Annotated in this window: 21 protein-coding genes; 9 read left to right on the top strand and 12 right to left on the bottom strand. The window is 37.0% G+C overall.

Annotated features, from left to right (window positions below; all coding sequences use genetic code 11):
* Window positions 1-116: 116 nt before the first annotated feature.
* From I586_RS16315 to opp1B, 4 genes are read right to left on the bottom strand one after another with little or no spacing between them, the layout of a single operon-like run.
* A complete protein-coding gene (locus I586_RS16315; protein WP_010763957.1) occupies window positions 117-1076 on the bottom strand; it encodes an ABC transporter ATP-binding protein in 960 nt (319 codons plus the stop codon).
* Window positions 1076-2137, bottom strand: a complete 1062-nt coding sequence (gene opp1D / locus I586_RS16310; protein WP_010771135.1) for an oligopeptide ABC transporter ATP-binding protein Opp1D — start codon at window positions 2135-2137, stop codon at window positions 1076-1078. Before opp1D ends, I586_RS16315 begins: the two co-directional genes overlap by 1 nt.
* A 5-nt stretch (window positions 2138-2142) precedes the next feature.
* A complete protein-coding gene (opp3C, locus tag I586_RS16305; protein WP_010763956.1) occupies window positions 2143-3195 on the bottom strand; it encodes an oligopeptide ABC transporter permease in 1053 nt (350 codons plus the stop codon).
* The gene (gene opp1B, locus I586_RS16300) at window positions 3195-4136 is read right to left on the bottom strand and encodes an oligopeptide ABC transporter permease Opp1B (RefSeq protein WP_010763955.1); all 942 of its coding nucleotides are present in this window, start codon (window positions 4134-4136) and stop codon (window positions 3195-3197) included. The genes opp3C and opp1B overlap by 1 nt, the downstream gene beginning before the upstream one ends.
* Window positions 4137-4218: 82 nt before the next feature.
* Here opp1B and I586_RS16295 point away from each other — a divergent pair, with 82 nt between their 5' ends.
* Window positions 4219-4566 carry a DUF3899 domain-containing protein gene (locus I586_RS16295; protein ID WP_010763954.1) on the top strand — a complete coding sequence of 116 codons (348 nt, stop codon included), beginning with the start codon at window positions 4219-4221 and terminating at the stop codon, window positions 4564-4566.
* A gap of 224 nt (window positions 4567-4790) precedes the next feature.
* Here the strand turns inward: I586_RS16295 and I586_RS16290 are convergent, their stop codons facing one another.
* The gene (locus I586_RS16290) at window positions 4791-6467 is read right to left on the bottom strand and encodes a peptide ABC transporter substrate-binding protein (protein ID WP_010763953.1); all 1677 of its coding nucleotides are present in this window, start codon (window positions 6465-6467) and stop codon (window positions 4791-4793) included.
* A gap of 324 nt (window positions 6468-6791) precedes the next feature.
* Between I586_RS16290 and I586_RS16285 the strand changes: the two genes are divergently transcribed.
* The 8 genes from I586_RS16285 to fni all read left to right on the top strand — a co-directional run bounded on the left by I586_RS16285 (window position 6792) and on the right by fni (window position 14372).
* The gene (locus tag I586_RS16285) at window positions 6792-7850 is read left to right on the top strand and encodes an FUSC family protein (RefSeq protein ID WP_010763952.1); all 1059 of its coding nucleotides are present in this window, start codon (window positions 6792-6794) and stop codon (window positions 7848-7850) included.
* A 38-nt stretch (window positions 7851-7888) separates the two neighbouring features.
* Entirely contained in the window at window positions 7889-8524 is a 636-nt protein-coding gene (locus tag I586_RS16280; RefSeq protein ID WP_010763951.1) for a pentapeptide repeat-containing protein, read from the top strand.
* A gap of 178 nt (window positions 8525-8702) precedes the next feature.
* Window positions 8703-8930, top strand: a complete 228-nt coding sequence (locus I586_RS16275) for a hypothetical protein (protein ID WP_010763950.1) — start codon at window positions 8703-8705, stop codon at window positions 8928-8930.
* Entirely contained in the window at window positions 8930-10288 is a 1359-nt protein-coding gene (locus I586_RS16270; protein ID WP_010763949.1) for a tripartite tricarboxylate transporter permease, read from the top strand. The genes I586_RS16275 and I586_RS16270 overlap by 1 nt, the downstream gene beginning before the upstream one ends.
* Before the next feature lie 17 nt (window positions 10289-10305).
* Window positions 10306-11250: a mevalonate kinase gene (gene mvk / locus I586_RS16265; protein WP_010763948.1), complete on the top strand. Its 945-nt coding sequence runs from the start codon at window positions 10306-10308 to the stop codon at window positions 11248-11250.
* Window positions 11250-12248 carry a diphosphomevalonate decarboxylase gene (gene mvaD / locus I586_RS16260; RefSeq protein WP_010763947.1) on the top strand — a complete coding sequence of 333 codons (999 nt, stop codon included), beginning with the start codon at window positions 11250-11252 and terminating at the stop codon, window positions 12246-12248. Before mvk ends, mvaD begins: the two co-directional genes overlap by 1 nt.
* Window positions 12245-13342, top strand: a complete 1098-nt coding sequence (locus I586_RS16255) for a phosphomevalonate kinase (protein ID WP_010763946.1) — start codon at window positions 12245-12247, stop codon at window positions 13340-13342. The genes mvaD and I586_RS16255 overlap by 4 nt, the downstream gene beginning before the upstream one ends.
* Window positions 13326-14372, top strand: a complete 1047-nt coding sequence (gene fni / locus I586_RS16250; protein ID WP_010763945.1) for a type 2 isopentenyl-diphosphate Delta-isomerase — start codon at window positions 13326-13328, stop codon at window positions 14370-14372. Before I586_RS16255 ends, fni begins: the two co-directional genes overlap by 17 nt.
* A 40-nt stretch (window positions 14373-14412) precedes the next feature.
* On the opposite strand, the gene I586_RS16245 is transcribed toward fni, so the two are convergent.
* The 7 genes from I586_RS16245 to tgt form a co-directional block, all read right to left on the bottom strand.
* Entirely contained in the window at window positions 14413-15273 is an 861-nt protein-coding gene (locus I586_RS16245; protein ID WP_010763944.1) for a VOC family protein, read from the bottom strand.
* 99 nt (window positions 15274-15372) lie between these two features.
* On the bottom strand, window positions 15373-16554 hold the full coding sequence (locus I586_RS16240) for an RtcB family protein (RefSeq protein WP_010763943.1): 1182 nt from the start codon (window positions 16552-16554) through the stop codon (window positions 15373-15375).
* 396 nt (window positions 16555-16950) lie between these two features.
* Entirely contained in the window at window positions 16951-17382 is a 432-nt protein-coding gene (locus tag I586_RS16235) for a GNAT family N-acetyltransferase (RefSeq protein ID WP_010763942.1), read from the bottom strand.
* A gap of 89 nt (window positions 17383-17471) precedes the next feature.
* Window positions 17472-20069, bottom strand: coding sequence for a bifunctional acetaldehyde-CoA/alcohol dehydrogenase (gene adhE, locus I586_RS16230; protein ID WP_010763941.1), 2598 nt, complete (start codon window positions 20067-20069; stop codon window positions 17472-17474).
* A 188-nt stretch (window positions 20070-20257) separates the two neighbouring features.
* Entirely contained in the window at window positions 20258-20539 is a 282-nt protein-coding gene (locus I586_RS16225) for a post-transcriptional regulator (protein WP_034702806.1), read from the bottom strand.
* 83 nt (window positions 20540-20622) lie between these two features.
* Window positions 20623-20985, bottom strand: a complete 363-nt coding sequence (gene yajC / locus I586_RS16220) for a preprotein translocase subunit YajC (RefSeq protein ID WP_010763940.1) — start codon at window positions 20983-20985, stop codon at window positions 20623-20625.
* A gap of 82 nt (window positions 20986-21067) precedes the next feature.
* Window positions 21068-22213 (bottom strand): tRNA guanosine(34) transglycosylase Tgt, encoded by a 1146-nt coding sequence (tgt, locus tag I586_RS16215; RefSeq protein ID WP_010763939.1) that lies wholly within the window; start codon window positions 22211-22213, stop codon window positions 21068-21070.
* Between the last annotated feature and the right edge of the window lie 66 nt (window positions 22214-22279).

Genomic DNA, 22279 nt, shown 5'->3' with positions numbered 1-22279 from the left:
AATCTTCTTAAACATGATTACGTCACAATGAAAACTTGTTCTTTCATTTCAATTTTTAAAAATGCTAGCTAAGAAAAAGCACTACTTTTTCCTAGCTAGTATTTCATTTGCCAAAACTACTCGTGGTTTGCTCTAGCTTTTTTTTCTTCAATTTTTTTACGATAACCGTCAACTTCATCTTCAGAACAATACACATAATGTTCTGGTGTGATTTCTCTTAGTTTACGTTCTTTATTGTCTTCTGGTTCTGGTTTATACACAATACGTTTACGAGTACGTTCGTAATCTGGATCTGGTAATGGAATAGCTGATAACAAACTTTCAGTATACGGATGTACACCAAAGTTATAGACATCATCACTAGAACCCATTTCCAATAATCTTCCGCTGTGCATAACGCCGATACGGTCACTAATATGTTTTACCATTGATAAATCATGGGCAATAAACAAATACGTCAACCCAGCATCTTTTTGTAAATCTTGCAATAAATTGACTACTTGTGCTTGAATCGAAACATCCAATGCTGAGATTGGCTCATCACAAATGATAAAGCGTGGATCAACAGCTAATGCTCTAGCAATCCCGATACGTTGACGCTGACCACCTGAAAATTCATGTGGATAACGTGTTCCATGACTTGGATCAAGACCAACGACTTTTAACAACTCGTTGACTTTTGATTCACGTTCAGCTGCATCTTTTGCTAAATGGTTGATGTCGATTCCTTCTGCAATGATATCATTCACTTTCATTCTAGGATTCAACGAAGCATAAGGATCTTGGAAGATCATTTGCACTTCACGACGAAATGCTTGCATCGCTGATTTTGAACGAATTTTACTGATGTCATCTCCATCAAAGATGATTTCGCCACCTGTTGGATCATATAAACGAATCACGCTACGACCAGTAGTTGATTTACCACTACCAGATTCTCCAACCAATCCGAAAGTTTCACCTTCATAGATGTGAAAACTGATATCGTCTACTGCTCTAACTTCGTCAGGGCGTCCAACGTTAAAATATTGTTTTAGTCCTTTAACATCTAAAAGTACTTTTCTTTTTTCACTCATTATTTAACGCCTCCTGCAGTCGTATTATGGCGTTCAGCATAAATCGCCCAACGTCTTACAATTTCAGCTGGAGGGGTAATTTTTGGTGCTTGCGGTGCTAATAACCACGTTGCAGCTTTATGAGTTGGTGATACTTCAAAATACGGTGGTGCTTCTTCTGCGTCGATTTTCATTGCAAATTCATTACGCGGATAGAATGCATCTCCTTTTGGTGGATCTAACAAATCTGGAGGTGAACCAGGAATCGCATATAGCTTATCTTCGGTTCCTTCCATTGTCGGCATTGAGCCAAGTAGACCCCATGTATATGGATGTTGTGGGTTATAGAAGATTTCTTCTGATGTTCCCACTTCTACTAAACGTCCGCCATACATAACTGCTACACGATCCGCAACATTTGCTACTACACCTAAATCATGGGTGATAAAGATGATCGATGTGCTGATTTTTTGTTGTAAATCTTTTAATAGTTCTAAAATTTGTGCTTGAATCGTTACATCCAAGGCCGTTGTTGGTTCATCCGCAATTAGAACTTCTGGGTAACAAATCAAAGCAATCGCAATTACGATACGTTGACGTTGACCACCTGAAAATTGGTGTGGGTAATTTTTCAAACGTTTTTCAGCGTTTGGAATTCCTACTAATTTTAATAATTCTAAAGCTTGATCTAAGCCTTCTTTTTTCGACACTTTATTGTGTTTGATCAACGATTCAGCAACTTGTTTACCGATCGGCATTGTTGGGTCCAATGACGTCATTGGGTCTTGGAAAATCATCGCAATTTCTTTCCCACGAATGGTTTGCATTTGTTTTTCCGTTTTGTGTACGATATCTTCACCTTTAAACAGAATTTCTCCATTATCGATGTTTGCATTGCTGCTCAATAATCGCATAATACTTCTAGTAGTTACTGATTTACCACTACCAGATTCTCCTACGATCGCAAGAGTTTCCCCTTTGAACAATTCAAAGCTCACACCACGAATAGCATTTACTTTTCCAGCAAACGTATCAAAAGAAATCTGTAAGTCTTTTACTTCTAATACTTTTTCCATAGTCATTCACTCTACTCTTTCATCTTAGGATCGAAGGCATCACGTAGTCCGTCAGCTAACAAGTTGAAACAAATCATTACGACTGACAAGGTTACGGCAGGAATCCACATCAAATATGGAAGGAAACGGAACGTTTTATATCCTTCATTTAATAATGTTCCAAGTGAAGCGGTCGGCGGTCTTAATCCTAAACCGATGAAACTTAGAAACGCTTCGAAGAAAATTGCCGACGGGATACTGAACATCATTTGAACGATGATCACGCTTGAGATATTCGGCAAAATATGTTTGATGGCGATCTTCAAACGAGATTCACCTAATGTTTGGGCAGCTAAAACGAACTCTTGATCTTTTAATTTCATGGTCTGAGCTCGAACGATTCTAGCCATTGAAATCCAGTTGGTAATAACCATCGCTAATACGATAGAAAGAATACCTGGATCAAAAACAGTCAGCATCAAGATCATTACAACAAGGTTAGGAATTCCAGAAAGAACTTCTAAAACACGTTGCATTACTGTATCCACACGTCCGCCTAATAATCCTGAAATCAAACCGTATGTTACACCGATCGTAATATCAAGTAATGCCGCGATAAATGCAATCAATAATGAGATACGTGTTCCCATAAATAAACGACTTAAGACGTCACGTCCTAAACCATCTGTTCCAAGGTAAAAGTTCACATTATCAGGAACATTTGCTTGCGCATACTTATCGACCATTTTACCAGCTACATTTGCTGTACCGTTAAACCCGTTGATACTATCTAAAAACGGAATACGTGGTGGTAAGTTAATATAAGCAACATTTTGTTGTGTTGGGTCATGAGGTGAAACCCAAATTGTGATAATTGAGATAAAGATGATGATTCCTAAAAGGATCAAAGAAATCACGGCAGCTTTATTTTTTTTCAATCGACGCCAAGAATCTTGTAAAAAGCTTAATGACGGTGTTGCAATTCGCTCACGTTCTTTTGTTGTTGATGTATCCAAAGGTTGGAATTCATCTGCTGGTATTTCTTTAATTTTGTCTGGGACATTGTTTACGTCAACTATTTCCATTAACCTTTGGCACCTCCTGAAACACGAATTCTTGGATCAATCAATCCATAAAGTAAATCAACGATCAAGATTACGAAAACTAATAATGCAGAATATAAAATTGTTACTGCCATGATTGTTGGGTAGTCATTTGTCATGATTGATTTTACGAATTGCTCCCCGATACCCGGGATAGCAAAAATATTTTCTACAACTAATGATCCTGTCATCAAACCAACTGCTAGTGGTCCTAACAACGTAATCAATGGAATCAAACTGTTTCTAAGTCCGTGTCTAACGGCCACTTGCCAGCGGCTCAAGCCTTTAGCACGCGCTAACTCTACATAGTCACTATGTAAAACTTCAACCATTTCTGTTCGTATAAACCTAGCGGAATCGGCCATTGGACTCATAGCTAATGCGATTGTCGGTAAAATCGTATAAGCAAAACCATTCCACATTGCAATTGGCAATACTTTTAATTTCATAGCAAAGATATATTGTAATAATACCGCAAAGACGAAGTTAGGAATTGAACGTCCTAAAATTGCCATTAAAGTAGCCAATGTATCGACCCATGTATTTTGACGCATTGCTGCAATGATTCCTAGCAAAATACCTACTAAGGTACCAAAGATAATTGCTTGTCCACCTAATTGTACTGATGGTCCAATACGGCCAGCTAAAAGTTTCGCTACTGGTTGGTTTTTGAATTGGAATGAAATACCAAAGTCACCAACTAGAAGATTTTTTAAATAAATTCCATATTGAACGATGACTGGTTTATCCAATCCAGATTGTTTATTCAACATAGCAATTGTTTCTGGACTAAGTTTTTCTTGGTTGGTATAAGGAGTACCTGGTAATAATTGCATTAAGAAAAACGTAATCGTTGCGATCAACCACAATGTGATGATCATAAAGAAAACTCGTTTAAGAAAATATTTTCCAAAACTGTTCAAGAATGACACCTCCGAGATTATTTTGACTTCATCAGTGTTTTTCGATAAAGTAAGGATAGAAAATTAAGTAAGGATGAAGCACATGAAAAAATTAAAATGGCCTTTGATCACCTCAGCGGTCTCAAGCATCGGTATTTTCATTTACCTATTAATGAAGCAGTCACTCACTATCCGTTCTGTATCTGATACCTTCTTCATTGTTTCATTATTCTTTCTGATTATCGGGTTAGCCCTTTGGATCATGTCCTCAGGATTCTTTGATAATTTCCAACGTTTTATGAAAATGCATTTTCGTTTTAGAAAGAAGAACGAGCCGAAAGAATTTATTCCATTTTCAGAGATTGGCAAAGCACATCAGCTTTACTGGCTTGAAACTGGAGGTATGTTACTGATCGTCTCTATTGTTTCTTTATTATTTTACTTTTTATAAGCACAGATAGCAAGAGAGAGAAATATAAAATTCTCTGATTTTTGCTAACTTGCCCTAAATCTGAATAAATGGCGAAACAGAAGCAGCTCCTTTAGAAATAAGTTGAAATTCACGAAAATTGGAAACCCAATTTTCGTGAATTTCTTTTTATTCCCTTAAACCATTCGGTTCGTTGGAGTTGTTTGCTTCTGTATCGGCCACTTTTTTATTAGAACTAGTTCAGATTATTCTGAAATGTATGTCCATTTGTAATCGTATTGAGCACCTGCTGGATGGAAACCAACATCTTTGACTTTTTCAGCACGCAAGTGAGCTTCAGCTTTTTGATAAAGCGGGATCACACCCATGTCACCCATGATTGTTTTCTCTGCATCAACCATATTTTCCCAACGTTTTTCAGGATCATTAGCGTTTGTTGTTGACGCTTCTTTTACTAATTTATCATATTCAGGGTTGCTGTAGTGTCCACGGTTATATGGTACACCTGTTTGGAATAAATCTAAGAAACTACTTGGGTCTACATAGTCAGCTCCCCAACCGCCGATAACAGCTTTAAAGTCCCCTTTATTAGAACGATCTAAACGTACAGCGAACGGTACTGGGCTAACAGTTACTTTAGTTCCTTCCAAGTTTTCTTGAATTGCTCCTTGGATATATTCAACTGTTTTCTTAGAAGAATCTGCATCAGAAGATAAGATATCGATATCTAATGTTTTAATGCCTAATTCTTTCTTCGCTTTGTCCCAATATTCTTTTGCTTTTTCTTTATCAAATGCAATCTTATCATCTGCTGCTTCTGTAAAGTCTTCTTTTCCGTCTGGAGATTTAGCCATATCCGCTGGAACTAATCCTTTAGGTTCAACTGATCCGTCCCCTAAGATTTTTTCAACTAAAGATTTGCGATCGATTGAATAAGAGATTGCTTTTCTTAAATTTTCATTTCTATATGGTGAATTTTCGTCGATTTGATTTAATTCCATATATTGAGTTGATGCTTCTTTTTGAATTACAAGAGCTGGATCATTAGCTGCTTGTTGTGCTAATTCACCAGTTAAGGTTACATCATCAGCTTGTCCATCTTGGAATAAGTTATATGAAGTAGGTGCTTCTTTCACGACGTTCGTTTTTACTTCATCTAATTTTACAGAATCTACATCCCAATATTCTTTATTTTTCTTATATGACCACTCAGTATCTGTTCCTGCTCCATCAAAACCATCTAATACAAATGGACCATTATAAACTGAGTTATCACTATTTGAAGCATAGTCTTTACCATATTTTTCCACGATGTCTTTTCTTTGTGGGAAGAATGACGGGAAGGCTAATAGATAATCAAAATAAGGTGTTGCTTTTTCTAATGTAATTTCTAATTCATAATCACCTGTCGCTTTGATTCCTAATTCAGCTTTGTCTTTTTTACCTGCTGCGATATCTGCACCATTTTTTACAGATTCATAAAGGTAAGCGTACTCTGAAGCTGTCGCTGGATCAACTGTACGTTGCCATCCATAGACATAGTCTTCTGCTTTTACGGGTTTGCCGTCTGACCATTTAGCTTTTTCGTTCAGTTTGATTTTATAAGTAGTACCATCTTCACTGACTTCAGCTTCTTCACTAGCTCCGGCTGGTTCTGGTTTATTATCTAAGTTTAAACGGTAGATTCCTTCATATACGTTGTTTAGTGCAGTAAAGCTGATAACGTCTGTCGCTAACGATAAATCGGCACTTGGCATTTCTTGTAAAACATTGACACGGAAAACTTGCTCGCCGCTTGGTTTACCATCGGCTGCTTTTGAGCTGCCTGAATCGTCTGTTTTTGTACCGCCGTTACCACATGCTGCTAATGTTAAACTAAATAAAGTGATGAATCCAAAAGCAAATGACTTCTTTAACTTCATTCTATTTTCCTCCCTAAAAGACCCAAAGTATTTTCTGAAAAATCAGAATTTAATAATTATTTATTGTACTGAGGTATAGTTTACAATTTTTAAATTAAAAAATCAAGAAAAATCTTATTTTTTCTTAATACTTACATCATGGAATTATCTCTTCATTAGAAGTGATTTCTTAGAAATAGCCATAAAAGCGACTGTTTTCTTATATAAAAGTATGTTAGATTAATAATGGAAGAATCAGACATGCGTGGAACGAGTTTGTGCTTGTCCATTAAAATTAATAAAAAAAAGTTTTTTATCTTAATAATAATAGTAAGGAGTGATCAGATGCTTCGTTCATCTTTTTTCAAAGAATTAACTACATTTCATAAACCTAAAAAAGCCCCTTTTCGTTTGATTGGTGCTGGTATTTGTATGGCTGTGCCATTGTTCATTGGCTATTTTTCTAATAATTTGCTAATTGGTAGTTTTGGTTCACTGGGAATCTTTACTTTCCTGTATTACCAAACACTTCCATTAAAACAATTGCTGATTCGTTTAAGTTCAATTGGTAGCTTTTTACTTTTGGGAAATCTGTTAGGTGTTCTTAGTACCCACATCCCTTGGGTTATTCCAATCACAATTGCGTTGATTGCATTTTTGGCTAGAATTATTTTTAGGTTATACAGAATTGCGAAGCCTGGGGCTTTTTTTATTGTCATGGTAACCGCTATGGGCAGTGGGACTAAAATCCCCTTGGAAAGAGTCCCTGCAATGATGAGTTATGTTCTACTAGGCGTGTTGACTTCTCTTGCGGTAGCGATTCTCTTGTTTTTTATTGAAGGGGAAACCGTAGAACCCGAAAAGAAAGTCTCTTTACAAGAACGACTTTATACAGACCCCGCAGCTCTTCTTGATGCATTACACTATGCTGCTATTTTATTTTTAGCAACGTATATCAGTCAATCTCTGCATTTAACGAACGCTTACTGGATGGTTGTTTCATGTGCAGCTGTCTTGCAAGGTGACAATTTACGTGCTGTTATGCATCGAAATATTCAAAGAATTTTAGGTACCATGATCGGTTTATTGATTGCCGCACTTCTATTAAGTATTTCGTTTACTTCTTTAGAAATGATTTTTCTGATTTGTTTTTTCTTTTTAACTGTAGAATTTTTCATTAAACGAAATTATACAATTGCAAATTTTTTTACAACACCCATGTCTTTATTGTTAGCAAATCTAGCCCGTCACCAATATTTAATAAGTTTACTGAATTATCGATTGATCGGTATCGTTTTAGGTAGTCTCTTAGGTTTATTGGGCGCTTTTGTATTAACGACTTGCTTGAAATTTTATAATCGTGCCTATCAGTTAAATGAAAATTTAGATAAAGAAACAGAATAATGATAGCGACTCTATCTTAAAAATGCGGAGGTTCATTTATGAAAATCAAAAAGCCAATTGCACCACTCTTGCCTCAACTCACTGAAACAGATTTCGTTTCTATTGATGATGAACTTATTATTGAAGGAATTGTTTTAAAAGAGCAAGATCTTAGTTATCAAGATGTTCGTAACTTAGTATTTAGAGAATGTCGTTTTGAAAAAATTACAATGAATCGAAACCATCTTGAACGATTCGAATGTAGCAATGTGATTTTTGATCATTGTGACCTGTCTAATACAGAATGGATCGGCGCTAGTTTTCACCAAGTTCATTTTCGTCAATGTAAATTGACTGGAACAAACTTTGCAGAAAGTTATCTACGTGATTGTTTCTTTGAAGATTGTTTAGCAGACTATACTTCCTTCAGCTCAACCAATCAAAAAGTCGTTCAGTATGATCAAACCAGCTTAAATGACACTGAATTTGTGGATGTCACTTGGAATAATCTTTTATTTGACCAATGCTCTTTAACTGGAAGTAATTGGTTCCACACAAAATTAGCTAATCTTGACCTAACTAAAAGCACTTTCGAGAAAATCGCTTTCTCACAAGAATTGTTAACAGGATTAAAAGTAAATCAAGAACAGGCCCTTACGATTGCTTCAGGATTAGGCTTAGTTATTGAAGACTAACATTAAATTTTGAGATAAGCTTGGTATTTACACTTCTAAGCTTTCTTTTTGCTTTCAATTATTAATGAGAAATTAATTTTTTCCTTAATATAGAAACTATAAATTTCACTTAGGACACTTTTTTGGTAAACTAGTGTAGGTTAAGAACAGTCAGTACCTTTATATTGGAGGTTTTTAAATGAAAAAGAATCTTGTTGAAATCTGGGGAGACCTAGTTGATTTAAAAGATTTAATTTTGGCGATTGCGATTTGCAGTGTTACAACAATGGGGAGTTTCTTTTTAGCACCTGCAACAGATACAACAAAACAATTATTTTTTGGACTTGGTGGAGCTGTCACAGGTTTTATCATCAGTGCTTTTTTAATCAAACCAAAACGAACGGTGATTGAGGAGAACGATAACTAATGGATACTGGACTACTCTTTCAAATGTTTCTAGCCGTATTAGGAGCAATCGTTTTATATACATTCATTGGATTTGTGCCTGGAACAGACGAAACGTCCGTTTTAATGCCTGTTACCTTGGCAGTCGTTTTAGCTGGAGTTCAACCCATCGTTGTTTTGACGTTTTTTATCTCAGCAATCATTACGTTGAATTTAATGAATGCTATCCCCACCGCTTTGGTTGGTTTACCTGGTGGTGTGCTGTCAACGCCAATGATCGAACACGCATTGTATTTAAAAGAGCGTGGCTTAGCTGCTACTAGCATAAAGAAAATGGCGACAGGTTCGATTATTGGAACAGCCGTTGCGATACCTGTAAGTTTACTTTTAGCCAACATTTTGGCACCTTTCTCTGATTCAGTAAAAGAATACGCGCCTTTATTATTTGTTTTCGGTGCGGTCTTTTTATCTTTGATTGGTAAAAATAAACTACTTGCTCTAATCAGTATTGTGCCACTTGCTTTGCTGTTTCAAGGATTGCGCTCCCTTTATTGGAGCATCGGAGCTGTTCCACAAGACAAAAACGTGACGGTCTCTTTCTTTCTTGGCATCACCATTGGTCCTTTACTTGTTTCACTTCTAGGGTTATTAAATAAACAAAATCGTGAGACTTTACCTCGATTTGAAGAAAATGAAATCAAGCTCCAGGCGGCAGATAAAAAGCAAACAACATTCCAACCATTTCACACAATCTCAAAAAAAGAAGCTGGAACTAGCGCTGTTGTCTCTTTGCTATCAAACTTCCTATTCTTTTTAAGCCCTGTTGGTTTGACTATATTATTTGGCGAAGCTGTCGCAAATAAAGAAAAGGATCCTGTAAAAAAAGCCAGTATGGCAATTACTTCAATGAGTGCTTTATCTCATGCTACATATCTTTCAGGAGTGATCATTCCATTGATTGCATTAGGGATTCCCTTATCTCCAGTAGCTGTGGGACCAGCCAATGCCTTATTCAATGCTCCGCCTGTTTACACACTAGATCATAATCTCCATCATCTATTAAGTAGAAGCGAGTTTGTTTTTGCGATTTTATTTGCTGGTTTACTTTCCTCTATCATTACTTATTTTATTGCGATGAAATATGCGCGTCAGATGACGTCATTTGTCTTGAAAAAGATTCCTCATGAAGCAATACTAGGTTTGTTTATTGGATTTATATTATTGTTAGCTTATATGGATGCCGGATTGATCAATATTTTTGGTGTTTTGCTGGTGGGAATCGTTTGTGGTACTCTTAATAAAATGGGGGTCAATTATGGCGTTCAATTTATGATTCTTTATGCAGCACCTTGGATCACTACGCATTTGATATTTAAATAAAAGGACTGTTTATTAAAATGAATAAAGAAAAAACTGGTCATGGTCAAGCTTCTGGAAAAATTATATTGATGGGTGAACATTCCGTCGTTTATGGTGAGCCCGCGATTGCTTTTCCTTTTCAGGAGACCTTCATTTCAACACAAGTTGAAGCTAATTCTACTATGATAGTTGATTGTCATTACTTTTCGGGAGAACTCTCAAATGTTCCTCCACAATTGAAAAGTATTAAAGAAGTTATTAGCCAAACATTGACTTTGCTCAAAAAAGAAAATACAACTTTAAAAATTACGATTACTAGTACGATTCCTGCAGAACGCGGTATGGGATCAAGTGCCGCAGCAGCAGTGTCTATCGTACGGGGGCTATTTGATTATTTTAACATTCCATGTACACAAGAAGTATTGCTTCCTTTAGTCAACCGAGCAGAAAAAATTGCTCACGGGAACCCTAGTGGCATTGATGCCGCAGCTACCAGTGGCAATGAACCCTTATTTTTCATCAAAGGTCATCCATTAGAAACGTTCCCAATGAACGTTTCGGATGCTTTTTTGATTGTAGCAGACACTGGCATCAAAGGTCAGACTAGAGAAGCTGTTAGTGATGTAGCTCATCTATTTGAGTTGAATAAACAAAGCGTTTCACAACAGATTACAAAGTTGGGACGCTTGACTAAGCTCGCTAAAAAAGCTATTTTAGCAGATGAAGTCTATACATTAGGAACTATTATGAATCAGGCACAAGAACAACTTAAAGCCTTGACTGTTAGCAATGAGCAACTAGATAAACTGGTTACTACCGCTCGTGAGCATGGTGCTTTAGGAGCTAAATTAACAGGTGGAGGCCGTGGCGGTTGTATGATCGCCTTAGCAGATTCTAACGAACAGGCGGTAAAAATTGCAGCCGCTATAGAGTCAGCAGGAGCTGTAGCCACTTGGATTCAATCATTAGGAGTGAAAAAATAATGTACGCTGGAAAAGCACGAGCCTATACAAACATTGCATTGATCAAATATTGGGGTAAAAATGATGAACACTTGATACTCCCTATGAACAGTAGTCTTTCTTTAACTTTAGATGCGTTTTATACCGAAACTAGTGTCTATTTTGATGAAACGCTGACAGAAGATAGCTTCTTCTTAGATGGGAAACAGCAAGATTCTAAACAAACCGCTAAGATTTCTAAATTCTTAGATCTTGTTCGACAACAGCAAAACCTGGCTTTGTTTGCTAAGGTAGACAGTAAAAATTTTGTACCTACTGCAGCTGGGTTGGCCTCTTCCGCTAGCGGTTTAGCAGCTCTAGCTGGCGCCTGTAGTGACGCATTGAATTTACAATTAACAAAAACAGAATTATCTCGTCTAGCAAGACGCGGCTCTGGTTCTGCTTGCCGTAGTATTTTTGGCGGCTTTGCTGAATGGCAAAAAGGAGACTCCGATCAGACTTCCTTTGCTCAAACGGTCCCCTCTGATAATTGGGAAAACGAATTAGCTATGTTATTTGTTCTAGTCGATGACGGAATGAAAGACATTTCCAGTCGTGACGGGATGAAGCGAACAGTTGATACCTCTAGTTTTTATTCTGGGTGGCTAGATAATGTTGAAGCTGACTTAGCCGTGGCTAAACAAGCAATCAAAGAAAAAGATTTTAACAAGCTTGGTCAAGTGACTGAAGCAAATGGGTTACGCATGCATGGTACTACTTTAGCTGCTGTACCTCCTTTTACTTATTGGTCACCAGACAGCTTAAAAGTCATGCAGTTAGTACGTTTGGCTCGCCAAAAAGGATTGCCTTGCTACTTTACGATGGACGCTGGTCCAAATGTTAAAATCTTAGTAGAAAAGAAAAATTTACCTGCTTTAAAACTCTTTTTATCAGAACATTTTTCAAAAGAACAGCTGATTACAGCATACGCAGGACCAGGAATTGAAGGAATTCCTGTAGAAAGGTCGGAAGAATTATGATAGAAGTTTCCACACCAGGCAAACTATTTATAGCGGGAGAATATGCTGTTGTTGAGCCCGGACATCCAGCAATCATCGTTGCCGTAGATCAATTTGTAACGGTCACTCTTGACTCTGCTGAAAATGTTGGTAGTATCCAGTCTGCCCAATACAGCTCACTTCCTGTACGTTGGACAAGACGAAATAATGAACTAGTCTTAGACATTCGAGAAAATCCTTTTCATTACGTACTAGCTGCAATCCGTTTGACTGAAAAATATGCACAAGAACAACACAAAGAGTTGTCTTTCTATCATCTGAAAGTGACGAGCGAACTAGATAATTCTAATGGTCGAAAATATGGTCTAGGTTCTAGTGGTGCTGTGACTGTAGCAACAGTAAAAGCGTTAAGTCTTTTTTATGGTTTAGAGCTAAGTGAAGAAGCCATCTTCAAACTTTCTGCGCTAGCACATTTAGAAGTGCAAGGCAACGGTTCTTGTGGAGACATCGCGGCAAGTTGTTATGGTGGTTGGATCGCTTTTTCAACGTTTGATCACCAATGGGTCAACGATCAAGCTAAAAAGCAAACTCTAACTACACTACTTGATGCAACTTGGCCAAAACTAATGATTCAGCCGTTGACGGTTCCTAAAAAATTACGTTTGTTGATTGGTTGGACCGGTAGTCCAGCTTCTACTTCTGATTTAGTTGATCAAGTCAACGAGTCAAAAGAGGTACAAGAAACAGCCTATCAACAGTTTTTAGAGGATAGTAAAGCATGTGTTGAAACCATGATTGCAGGTTTTCATTCAGAGAATATCTCTTTGATCCAAACACAAATCAGAAAAAATAGAAAACTACTTCAACAATTAACCTCCCTCACAGGAGTGACAATCGAAACCCCTGCTCTTAAAAAATTATGTAATTTAGCACAAACATATGGTGGTGCAGCTAAATCCTCGGGTGCTGGCGGCGGCGATTGTGGAATTGTTTTATTCAAACAAAAATCCGGCATTCTACCTTTAATGAGTTCATGGGAAAAAGAAGGGATAACACCTTTACCATTACATGTATATTTTTACGGAAAGCAGGAAAAAGATGAATCGAAAAGATGAGCACATCTCTTTAGCGAAAGCCTTTCATAAAGAAAAAAGCAATGATTTCGATCAAATTCGTTTCGTTCATCATTCGTTCTCAGAAATAGCGATGGATGAAGTTGATATTTCAACATCTGTTCTTGGATTTTCCTTAAAACAACCATTTTATATCAATGCCATGACCGGTGGTAGCGAGCGAGCGAAGGACATCAATCAGCAGTTAGGCATAGTAGCCAGAGAAACTGGTGTGATGGTGGCAACAGGATCGGTAAGTGCTGCTTTGAAAGAGCCTAATTTGGCTGAAACATATCAGATCATGCGCAAAGAAAATCCCGATGGTGTACTATTAGCTAATATTGGGGCTGGACTTGCTTTAGAAGAGGCAAAAAGAGCAGTCGATCTTTTTCAAGCGGATGGATTGCAAATCCATGTAAATGTTCCACAAGAGTTAGTCATGCCAGAAGGAGATCGTGATTTTCATAGCTGGCTAGACAATATTGAAGATATTGTCTCAAACCTATCCGTACCTGTAATCGTGAAAGAAGTTGGTTTTGGTATGAGTAGTGAAACAATTGAACAATTAGTTTGGCGGGGTGTAAAAGCTGTTGACGTCAGTGGTCAAGGTGGCACTAGTTTTACTCAAATCGAAAATGCTCGCCGTAAAAAAAGAGAATTAGTTTTTTTAACTGACTGGGGACAATCAACGGTTCTTTCCTTGTTAGAATCGATGAATTGGCAACGTGACTTGACTGTTTTAGCCTCTGGTGGTGTTCGTCAATCTTTAGATATTCTAAAAGCACTTAGTTTAGGCGCCAAAAGTGTGGGGGTTGCGGGAACCATTTTAAACAACCTAATGACAAATGGTGTGGATGACACGATCGCACTTGTTCAACAATGGGAAGCAGAACTTAAAATGTTGTATACATTGCTTGGGAAAAAAAGTACAAGTGAACTTACAACAACGGATATTATTTTTTCTGGTGAGATCATTCATTGGTGTGAAAGTCGTGGGATTGCTTATCAGCCGTTTGCTAAGAGAAGTAAATAAAGAGAGAAGATTGAGCTTAAATGCTCAATCTTCTTTTACTTTATTCTTCGTATGCTTTTCTCAGTGCAGCTATATCGATCCGTTTCATCTTATACAATTCCTGCATTACCCGATAGGCTCTTTCAGGATCTGAGTTATCAAATAGCGTATCCATATCAACTGTAACAGTTTGCCAACACACCCCATACTCATCTTCCATCCAACCACATGGCCACTCTTTCCCCTTGGCAGTAACAGCATTCCATAACCGATCAATTTCTTCCTGATCTTTACAATAGACATAAAATGAAGTCGCCATCGTAAACGTAAAATCATGTGATTCTCCGCTGTCCATCACTCTAAAGGGTTGTCCATGCATTGTAAATAATGCTTGTGCAACCGATCCATCAGGATTTTTTTGCATATATTCTACCTTACCATCACCAAAAATTTCAATCCATTGATTCATCGCTTCTTCTGCTTTTCCAAATTGTTCCCCAGAAAATAAGAAACTAGGTGAGATAGACTGTAGCGTTTCAGATAAAACTAATTGCCATGAAACACCATACTGATCTTTTAACCAACCATACTTTTTGCTGAAAGGATATGAACCAAATGCCATCAATACTTCGCCATTATGACTTAATGTTTCCCATAATCGATCGATTTGTTCCTCAGTTTCACATTCCACAAAAAACGAAATTGCCGGTGTAAAATCAAATTCTGGTCCGCCATTTAGTAAAATAACTTCTTGTCCTGCAAGTGTCATCGCTATAGTCAATACTGAACCTTTGGGTTGATGTTCGCTATCGACGTAGTAATCCGTTTTATTGATTTTACTTTGCTCAAATGCGTTCACATAAAACTCTGCAGCTTCTTCAACTTTTCCGTCGAACCATAAACATGGAGAAAATTTTGACATATTCGATCTTCCTTTCTTAATCAAACTGATTTTTCAAGTAAAGTTGTTCTAGCTCTTATTATATAGATAATCCAATCGTTTTAACACTATTCAACTCTTTTATGATTCCCCTTTGAAATTGTAAATGGGGCGAATCACTTCTTTTATATCCATTGTGTCTTTCATATCTTCTATTAATTGTTTCTTTGGTTTATAAGCTTTTGGTGCTTCATCGATTGTTTTCTTTGAAACAGAGGTCGTCCAAACATGCTTCATCGCATGCTGATAACTTTCTAAACTGATTTTTGCTTTTGCTTGGGAACGACTCAATACCCTTCCTGCTCCATGAGGACCTGATTGATTCCAATCATGATTGCCTTTACCCGTTGCTAAAATACTACCGTCTTTCATATTCAAGGGCACAATGATTTTTTCCCCAAGCTTGGCAGATACAGCTCCTTTTCTTAAAATATTACTGTCTAAATCAATGTAGTTATGAGGACAATCGAATGATTCTATGACCGCCTTTTTCCACTTCATTCCTTTAAGAATGGTTTCTGCCATGATTTTGCGATTCATAGCTGCATATTCTTGAGCGATTTTCATATCCGCTAAATATTTAGTTAGATCATCTGTTGATACATACGATAACTCATAAGGGACTTTTATCGCTTCTCGTGCTGCCTTCAGTTCTGCTGCTTTTTTTGTATCCCCATTTTGTTTCGCCAGAGTTGCAGCAATTTTTAACTCTTTTCGTTGTTGCGATAGTTTTTGATAGGCTACTTCTTGATGATATTCAGCGATTTCCTTACCTAAAACACGACTGCCGCTATGGATCACTAAATATAAACCATCTGTTCCTTCGTTCACTTCAATAAAATGATTGCCACCACCAAGTGTCCCTAAACTTCTTAAAGCCCAACCTTTGTGGATCGGCGCATGGATATTTCCTAGTTCAAACTCATGTTGTTTTTTATCATGTGACTTAGAACCACTAGGGATTCTGATACGAATGATTCGATCTAATTTATCAAAATTTGTTTTAATCGATTTGTTTAATTTCACAACATGCAAGCCACAGCCGATATCAACTCCGACTATATTAGGAACTACTTTGTCTTTGATCGTCATCGTTGTGCCAATCACACACCCTGAGCCGCTATGAGTATCCGGCATGATTCTGATTTGACTTTCTTTTGCAAACTCTTGATTGCATAAAGACATGATTTGCCCAATCGTACTATCCTCTAACATATCTGTATATACTTGTGCTTCGTTATATTTTCCTTTGATTGTTAACATTCTGATTCCTCGTTCTTTTTTTATTGTTGGAATGCAAAATGTCGGCTGCATTCCTTAGCCGGTTTGATTTTTTCCTTTTCTTCCACTCATTGGGTTCACCTCCAAGAAATTTCCACAAAAAACCGTCGATCAAAAATGATCGACGGTTTATCTTTTAAAGAACTATACTCAAATAGTCCTATATACTGAAAGAGAGAGCAAAAAAACATGATTCCTGCTGTTGTCTCAATCTAAGATAATACGTAACATCCCATTTTTGATTATTCATTCGCATAAATTGATTCATTATCATTTTGCTCCCTCCTTTCTTCTTTTATTATTTTTCTATGGTATCATTTTATAATTTACTTTGTCAATAGACATTTTTATTCATTACGACAGCTATTTATCTCTTCTTTAATCAAATAATTTTCTGAAATTCACTTGGTTTTTAACTCTTTTATATCCTTGATGTTCATAAAATTTATGTGCTTCCGTTCTTTCAACACCTGAATTCAGCCGGATACCATCAGCATTGTTTTCTTTAGCCCATACTTCTGCATGCGTCAGTGATGATTTGCCTATTCCTTGACCATGAAAGTTTTCATTTACGACAAGTGCCAAAATGTTCATCAGTTTCGGACCATACGTACAAACATATTCACTTAACTGAATGTAGCCAACGACTTTTGTATCTATAACGCTTACAAATAATTTATTCGTCGGCGAAGATAATAAGTAATGTAACTGTCTTTTGGCCTCTTCTAATGGGTATTCATGATTCGACGGAAACGTATTTAACTGATTAATCGCTTCGATATCCTCTATTTTTGCTTCTCTAATGGTCATTTTGTATCACTCCCTTTTATTTTGACTTTATTATACCTCTAAACAAAAAAAGAAGAGCAACTTTTCAGTTACTCTTCGTACTTTTTTAATTAACCATTGTAGGCATCAATGATGATTTGTTTCAATTCACTGATCAACGGTTCTTTTGGATTTGCTGTTGTACATTGATCTTCATACGCTAATTCTGCCATGTGATCAACAGTTGAATCAAGAATTTCTTGTGTCACACCTTGTGCTTTCAAGTTCATGTCGATTCCAACAGATACACCTAAATCGTAAACAGCTGTTGCTAATGCATCCACTAATTCTGCTGTATTTTTTCCTTTAAGACCTAAGAATTTCGCAATATCAGCGTAATCTGTGTCTGCACGGAAGTAGTCATATTTAGGGAACATTGCATGTTTTGAAGGATCTTTGGCATTGTAACGGATGATATGCGGTAATAAAATCGCATTTGTACGTCCGTGAGGAATCCCATATTCTCCACCAATTTTATGTGCTACTGAGTGACAAATTCCTAAGAATGCGTTGGCAAAAGCCATACCAGCCATTGTTGATGCATTATGCATTTTTTCACGACTTTCAGCATCTGGACGTTTCACTGAGTTTTCTAAGTGTTCAAAGACTAATTTGATTGCTTGTAAACTTAATCCACGCGTGTAATCAGAAGCCATAACTGAAACGTAAGACTCGATTGCATGTGTTAAGACATCCATACCAGTATCTGCTGTTACAGAAGCTGGAACTGACATTACAAATTGAGGATCAATGATCGCAACATCTGGTGTCAATGCATAATCTGCTAATGGGTATTTAACATGTGTTTCGCTATCTGTAATAACCGCAAATGGTGTTACTTCTGAACCCGTACCTGATGTTGTTGGGATACATACAAATTGTGTTTTAACAGCTTTTTCAATTTTGTACGTACGTTTACGGATATCTAAGAATTTTTGTTTAGCGCCAAAGAATTCTGTATCTGGGTGTTCGTAGAACATCCACATTCCTTTAGCCGCATCCATTGCAGATCCCCCACCTAAAGCGATGATTGTATCTGGTTCAAAGTCAACAATGACTTTTGTTCCAGCATAGACTGTATTAGTAGATGGATTTGGTTCTACAGCTGAGAATACTTCGATTTGAACATCGTTTTTACGTTTTTGTAATTCTTTACGTACGGTATCCGCATAGCCGAATTGAACCATTCCTGGGTCACAAACAATCATGACACGTTCAACGTTTTCCATTTTTTGTAAATATTGTAATGAATTTTTTTCAAAGAAAATTTTTGGCGGTAATTTAAACCATTGCATATTATTTCTCCGTTTCGCTACAGTTTTGACGTTGATCAAGTTAACAGCAGATACGTTTTTAGAGACTGAATTTTTACCGTAAGATCCACAGCCTAATGTTAATGAAGGAATCATTTCGTTATAGATATTACCGATTCCGCCTTCAGCAGATGGAGAGTTTACTAAGATACGGCAAGCTTTCATGCGTAAACCAAATTTCACTTGTAGGTCTTCATCTTCTGTATGGATCACTGCTGTATGTCCTAAGCCACCTAATTCAAGCATTGCTTCACATAAATCAAAAGCATGATCTGTATTTTTTGCTTTCATCATTGCAAGAACTGGAGATAATTTTTCACGAGAAAGTGGGTATTCAGCTCCTGCTCCTTCAAGTTCAGCAATTAGAATTTTCGTTCCTTTTGGTACTTTGATTCCAGCAAGATCTGCGATATGTTCAGCAGAATACCCAACGATTGCTGGATTTACTGCATATTTTCCTTCGTTCATCACAGCATCTTCAAGTTTTTGTAATTCGTTTGGTTTAACGAAGTATACTTGGTGTGCTTCAAATTCAGCTTTTACAGCTGCATAAACTTCTTTATCTACGATCACAGCTTGTTCAGAAGCACAGATCATACCATTATCGAATGATTTAGACACGATCAAGTCGTTTACTGCACGTTTGATTTTAGCTGTTTTTTCAATATATGAAGGAACATTACCTGGTCCAACACCTAACGCTGGTTTACCAGTTGAATACGCTGATTTAACCATGGCACTACCACCAGTAGCTAAAACAATCGCGATTCCAGGATGATTCATCAAACCTGAAGTTGCTTCTAAAGAAGGTTGTTCGATCCATTGTACACAGTTTTCAGGAGCCCCTGCTTTGATGGCAGCATCGCGAACGATACGAGCAGCTTCAGCAGAACATTTTTGCGCACTTGGGTGGAACGCGAATACGATTGGGTTACGTGTTTTGATTGAAATCAATGCTTTAAAAATAGTTGTTGAAGTTGGATTCGTTGTTGGTGTAACCCCACAAACAACCCCAACTGGTTCAGCGATTTCGATCAATCCTGTTTGGTCATCTTTATTGATCACACCGACTGTTTTATCGTGTTTGATGCTGTTCCAAATATATTCAGAAGCATACATATTTTTAATTGCTTTATCTTCGTAAATTCCACGGCCAGTTTCTTCAACCGCCATTTTTGCTAAAGGCATATGTTGGTCTAATGCCGCCATTGCCATTTGGTGCACAATGTGGTCAACTTTTTCTTGATCGAAGTCTTCCATTTCTTTTAAAGCAACGTTTGCTTTTTTTGCTAACTCATCGATCATTGCTGATACATCAGTCGTTTTGGTATCTTCTTTCTTCATTGTTTTAGCCATTGTGATCCTCCTAGAAAAATAAGTTATTTATTTTTGTTTGTTAACTATTTCACATACATATCATACAACATTATTTTTCAGTTGTAAATAGTTTTATTGTGATTTTTTTCACATTAAATCGTTTTTTTATCTATCCTCTTAAAGTAAGCGTTTTTATCTAGTAAAAAGAAAAAAGAACCTATCCTAAACTAGAATAGATCCGTTAAATCATGCCAATCCTTAATCGTTAGATTACTTGTTTGTGCAATCAACTGCTGATAATCAAAAAATTCATTTGGCTCAATATGTAAAATGTCTTCACGACATGCTTTGATCGATGATGGAGCGTTCTTTTTCCAACGATAAGAAACGAGGTAGTTCATCAATTCTGTTTCATTGACTGATGAATAGCCCATTTGCTGAAAAGATCGGCAAGTGATTTTTAATTCTTTTTTTAATAAGAATTTTTGGTGCCATGATAACTTTTCGATGGTTCTCCCCCTCTTTCCAAAGAATAATCTATGTCTATTTACTTAGTTGCTATTAGAAAGAAAAAATTCCAGCAAGCTGGAATTTATTCTTTCGTTTCATCGTTTTCAGAAATTGTTGTTGGTGCTTCAACAGTTATTTCCTCTGTTTCAACAACTGTTACATCACTGTCATTTGTAACAACAGTTCCTGGTTTTACAGTTTTGATTGCTGCACGATCAAATTCAAGGATAATTCCTTCACAATCGATTAGTACAGTTCTTTTTTCGCTGTCGATTTCAGAGATCACACCATGTAATCCGCCAATCGTTACAACGCCATCGCCCACTTTCATTGCATCTAAAAGTGTTTGACGTTCATTTTGTTGTTTCTTTTGCGAACGTGTCATAAAAAACATCATTCCCGCTAAAAGAATTAATGGTAAAATAAACGAAAGTCCTCCGCCCATTATCTATTCACCTCTCTATCGTGTAATCACTAGTTTACTGTAACAAAATTTCACGTACAACACTAGTCTTTTGATCACTTTTTTAGAAACTTTTTGCATTTTCTTTATTGAATCCATATTCTTCAAAAAAGGCTTGTCTAAATTCCAGTAAATTATCATCCATGATTGCTTGACGAACTTGTTTCATCAAATTCAATAGGAAATATAAATTATGATAAGACGTTAATCGAATACCAAATGTTTCATCCGCTTTGATCAAGTGACGAATATAGGCACGCGTGTAGTTTTTACATGTATAACAATCACATTTCTCATCCAATGGACGGAAATCTCTTGCATACTGTGCATTCTTAACAACCAGACGGCCCTTAGACGTCATACACGTACCATTTCTAGCGATACGAGTCGGTAAGACACAGTCAAACATATCGATCCCGCGAATCACACCATCGATCAATGAATCTGCTGTTCCCACACCCATTAAGTATCTTGGTTTATTGTCAGGAATCAACGGCGTTGTAAAATCTAAAACGCGGTTCATTTCAGCTTTCGGTTCACCTACAGATAAACCACCGATAGAATATCCTGGGAAGTCCATGCTGATTAAGTCTTTCGCACTTTGATGACGCAAATCTTCAAATCCTGCACCTTGAATGATTCCAAACAATCCTTGACGATCAGGATTAGCATGAGCCTTCAAACCACGTTCTGCCCAGCGTGATGTACGCTCAATTGATTTCTTCACGTAATCATAGCTTTCATCAAACGGCGGACACTCATCAAAACTCATCATAATGTCAGAGCCTAGATTATTTTGAATATTGATTGCTTTTTCTGGTGAAAGGAATAACTTAGACCCATTTAAATGATGTCTAAAATGAACTCCTTCTTCTGTAATTTTACGCATATCACTTAACGAAAATACTTGGAAGCCGCCAGAATCTGTCAAAATCGGTTGATCCCAATTCATAAATTTATGTAAGCCGCCAGCTTCTGCAATCAAATCATCGCCAGGGCGAAGCCATAAATGATAGGTATTGCTTAAAATCACTCCTGCACCCATTTCTTTCAAGTCTTCTGGTGACATTGTTTTTACTGTCGCTAACGTTCCTACAGGCATAAACATCGGTGTTGGAAACGTTCCGTGAGGCGTGATGATTTCTCCTAAACGAGCACCTGTATGTTTTTCTTTCTTTATTAAACGATAACGAATGGCTGGTTCCGTCATTCATTTCCCTACTTTCTTTTACAATTTTACACTTTCCTCATCATACTTTTTTTTGTTTGTATTTGC

Origin of the sequence: Enterococcus moraviensis ATCC BAA-383 (genome assembly GCF_000407445.1) — a bacterium.
GTDB classification, from domain to species: Bacteria; Bacillota; Bacilli; order Lactobacillales; family Enterococcaceae; genus Enterococcus_L; species Enterococcus_L moraviensis.
This window is presented reverse-complemented; position numbering and strand designations above follow the sequence as displayed.

Coding starts and splice junctions, on each gene's coding strand:
- I586_RS16315 (WP_010763957.1), bottom strand. CDS start 1,076: ATGAGTGAAAAAAGAAAAGTACTTTTAGATGTTAAAGGACTAAAACAA.
- opp1D (WP_010771135.1), bottom strand. CDS start 2,137: ATGACTATGGAAAAAGTATTAGAAGTAAAAGACTTACAGATTTCTTTT.
- opp3C (WP_010763956.1), bottom strand. CDS start 3,195: ATGGAAATAGTTGACGTAAACAATGTCCCAGACAAAATTAAAGAAATA.
- I586_RS16295 (WP_010763954.1), top strand. CDS start 4,219: ATGAAAAAATTAAAATGGCCTTTGATCACCTCAGCGGTCTCAAGCATC.
- I586_RS16290 (WP_010763953.1), bottom strand. CDS start 6,467: ATGAAGTTAAAGAAGTCATTTGCTTTTGGATTCATCACTTTATTTAGT.
- I586_RS16285 (WP_010763952.1), top strand. CDS start 6,792: ATGCTTCGTTCATCTTTTTTCAAAGAATTAACTACATTTCATAAACCT.
- I586_RS16280 (WP_010763951.1), top strand. CDS start 7,889: ATGAAAATCAAAAAGCCAATTGCACCACTCTTGCCTCAACTCACTGAA.
- I586_RS16275 (WP_010763950.1), top strand. CDS start 8,703: ATGAAAAAGAATCTTGTTGAAATCTGGGGAGACCTAGTTGATTTAAAA.
- I586_RS16270 (WP_010763949.1), top strand. CDS start 8,930: ATGGATACTGGACTACTCTTTCAAATGTTTCTAGCCGTATTAGGAGCA.
- mvk (WP_010763948.1), top strand. CDS start 10,306: ATGAATAAAGAAAAAACTGGTCATGGTCAAGCTTCTGGAAAAATTATA.
- mvaD (WP_010763947.1), top strand. CDS start 11,250: ATGTACGCTGGAAAAGCACGAGCCTATACAAACATTGCATTGATCAAA.
- I586_RS16255 (WP_010763946.1), top strand. CDS start 12,245: ATGATAGAAGTTTCCACACCAGGCAAACTATTTATAGCGGGAGAATAT.
- fni (WP_010763945.1), top strand. CDS start 13,326: ATGAATCGAAAAGATGAGCACATCTCTTTAGCGAAAGCCTTTCATAAA.
- I586_RS16245 (WP_010763944.1), bottom strand. CDS start 15,273: ATGTCAAAATTTTCTCCATGTTTATGGTTCGACGGAAAAGTTGAAGAA.
- I586_RS16240 (WP_010763943.1), bottom strand. CDS start 16,554: ATGTTAACAATCAAAGGAAAATATAACGAAGCACAAGTATATACAGAT.
- I586_RS16235 (WP_010763942.1), bottom strand. CDS start 17,382: ATGACCATTAGAGAAGCAAAAATAGAGGATATCGAAGCGATTAATCAG.
- adhE (WP_010763941.1), bottom strand. CDS start 20,069: ATGGCTAAAACAATGAAGAAAGAAGATACCAAAACGACTGATGTATCA.
- yajC (WP_010763940.1), bottom strand. CDS start 20,985: ATGGGCGGAGGACTTTCGTTTATTTTACCATTAATTCTTTTAGCGGGA.
- tgt (WP_010763939.1), bottom strand. CDS start 22,213: ATGACGGAACCAGCCATTCGTTATCGTTTAATAAAGAAAGAAAAACAT.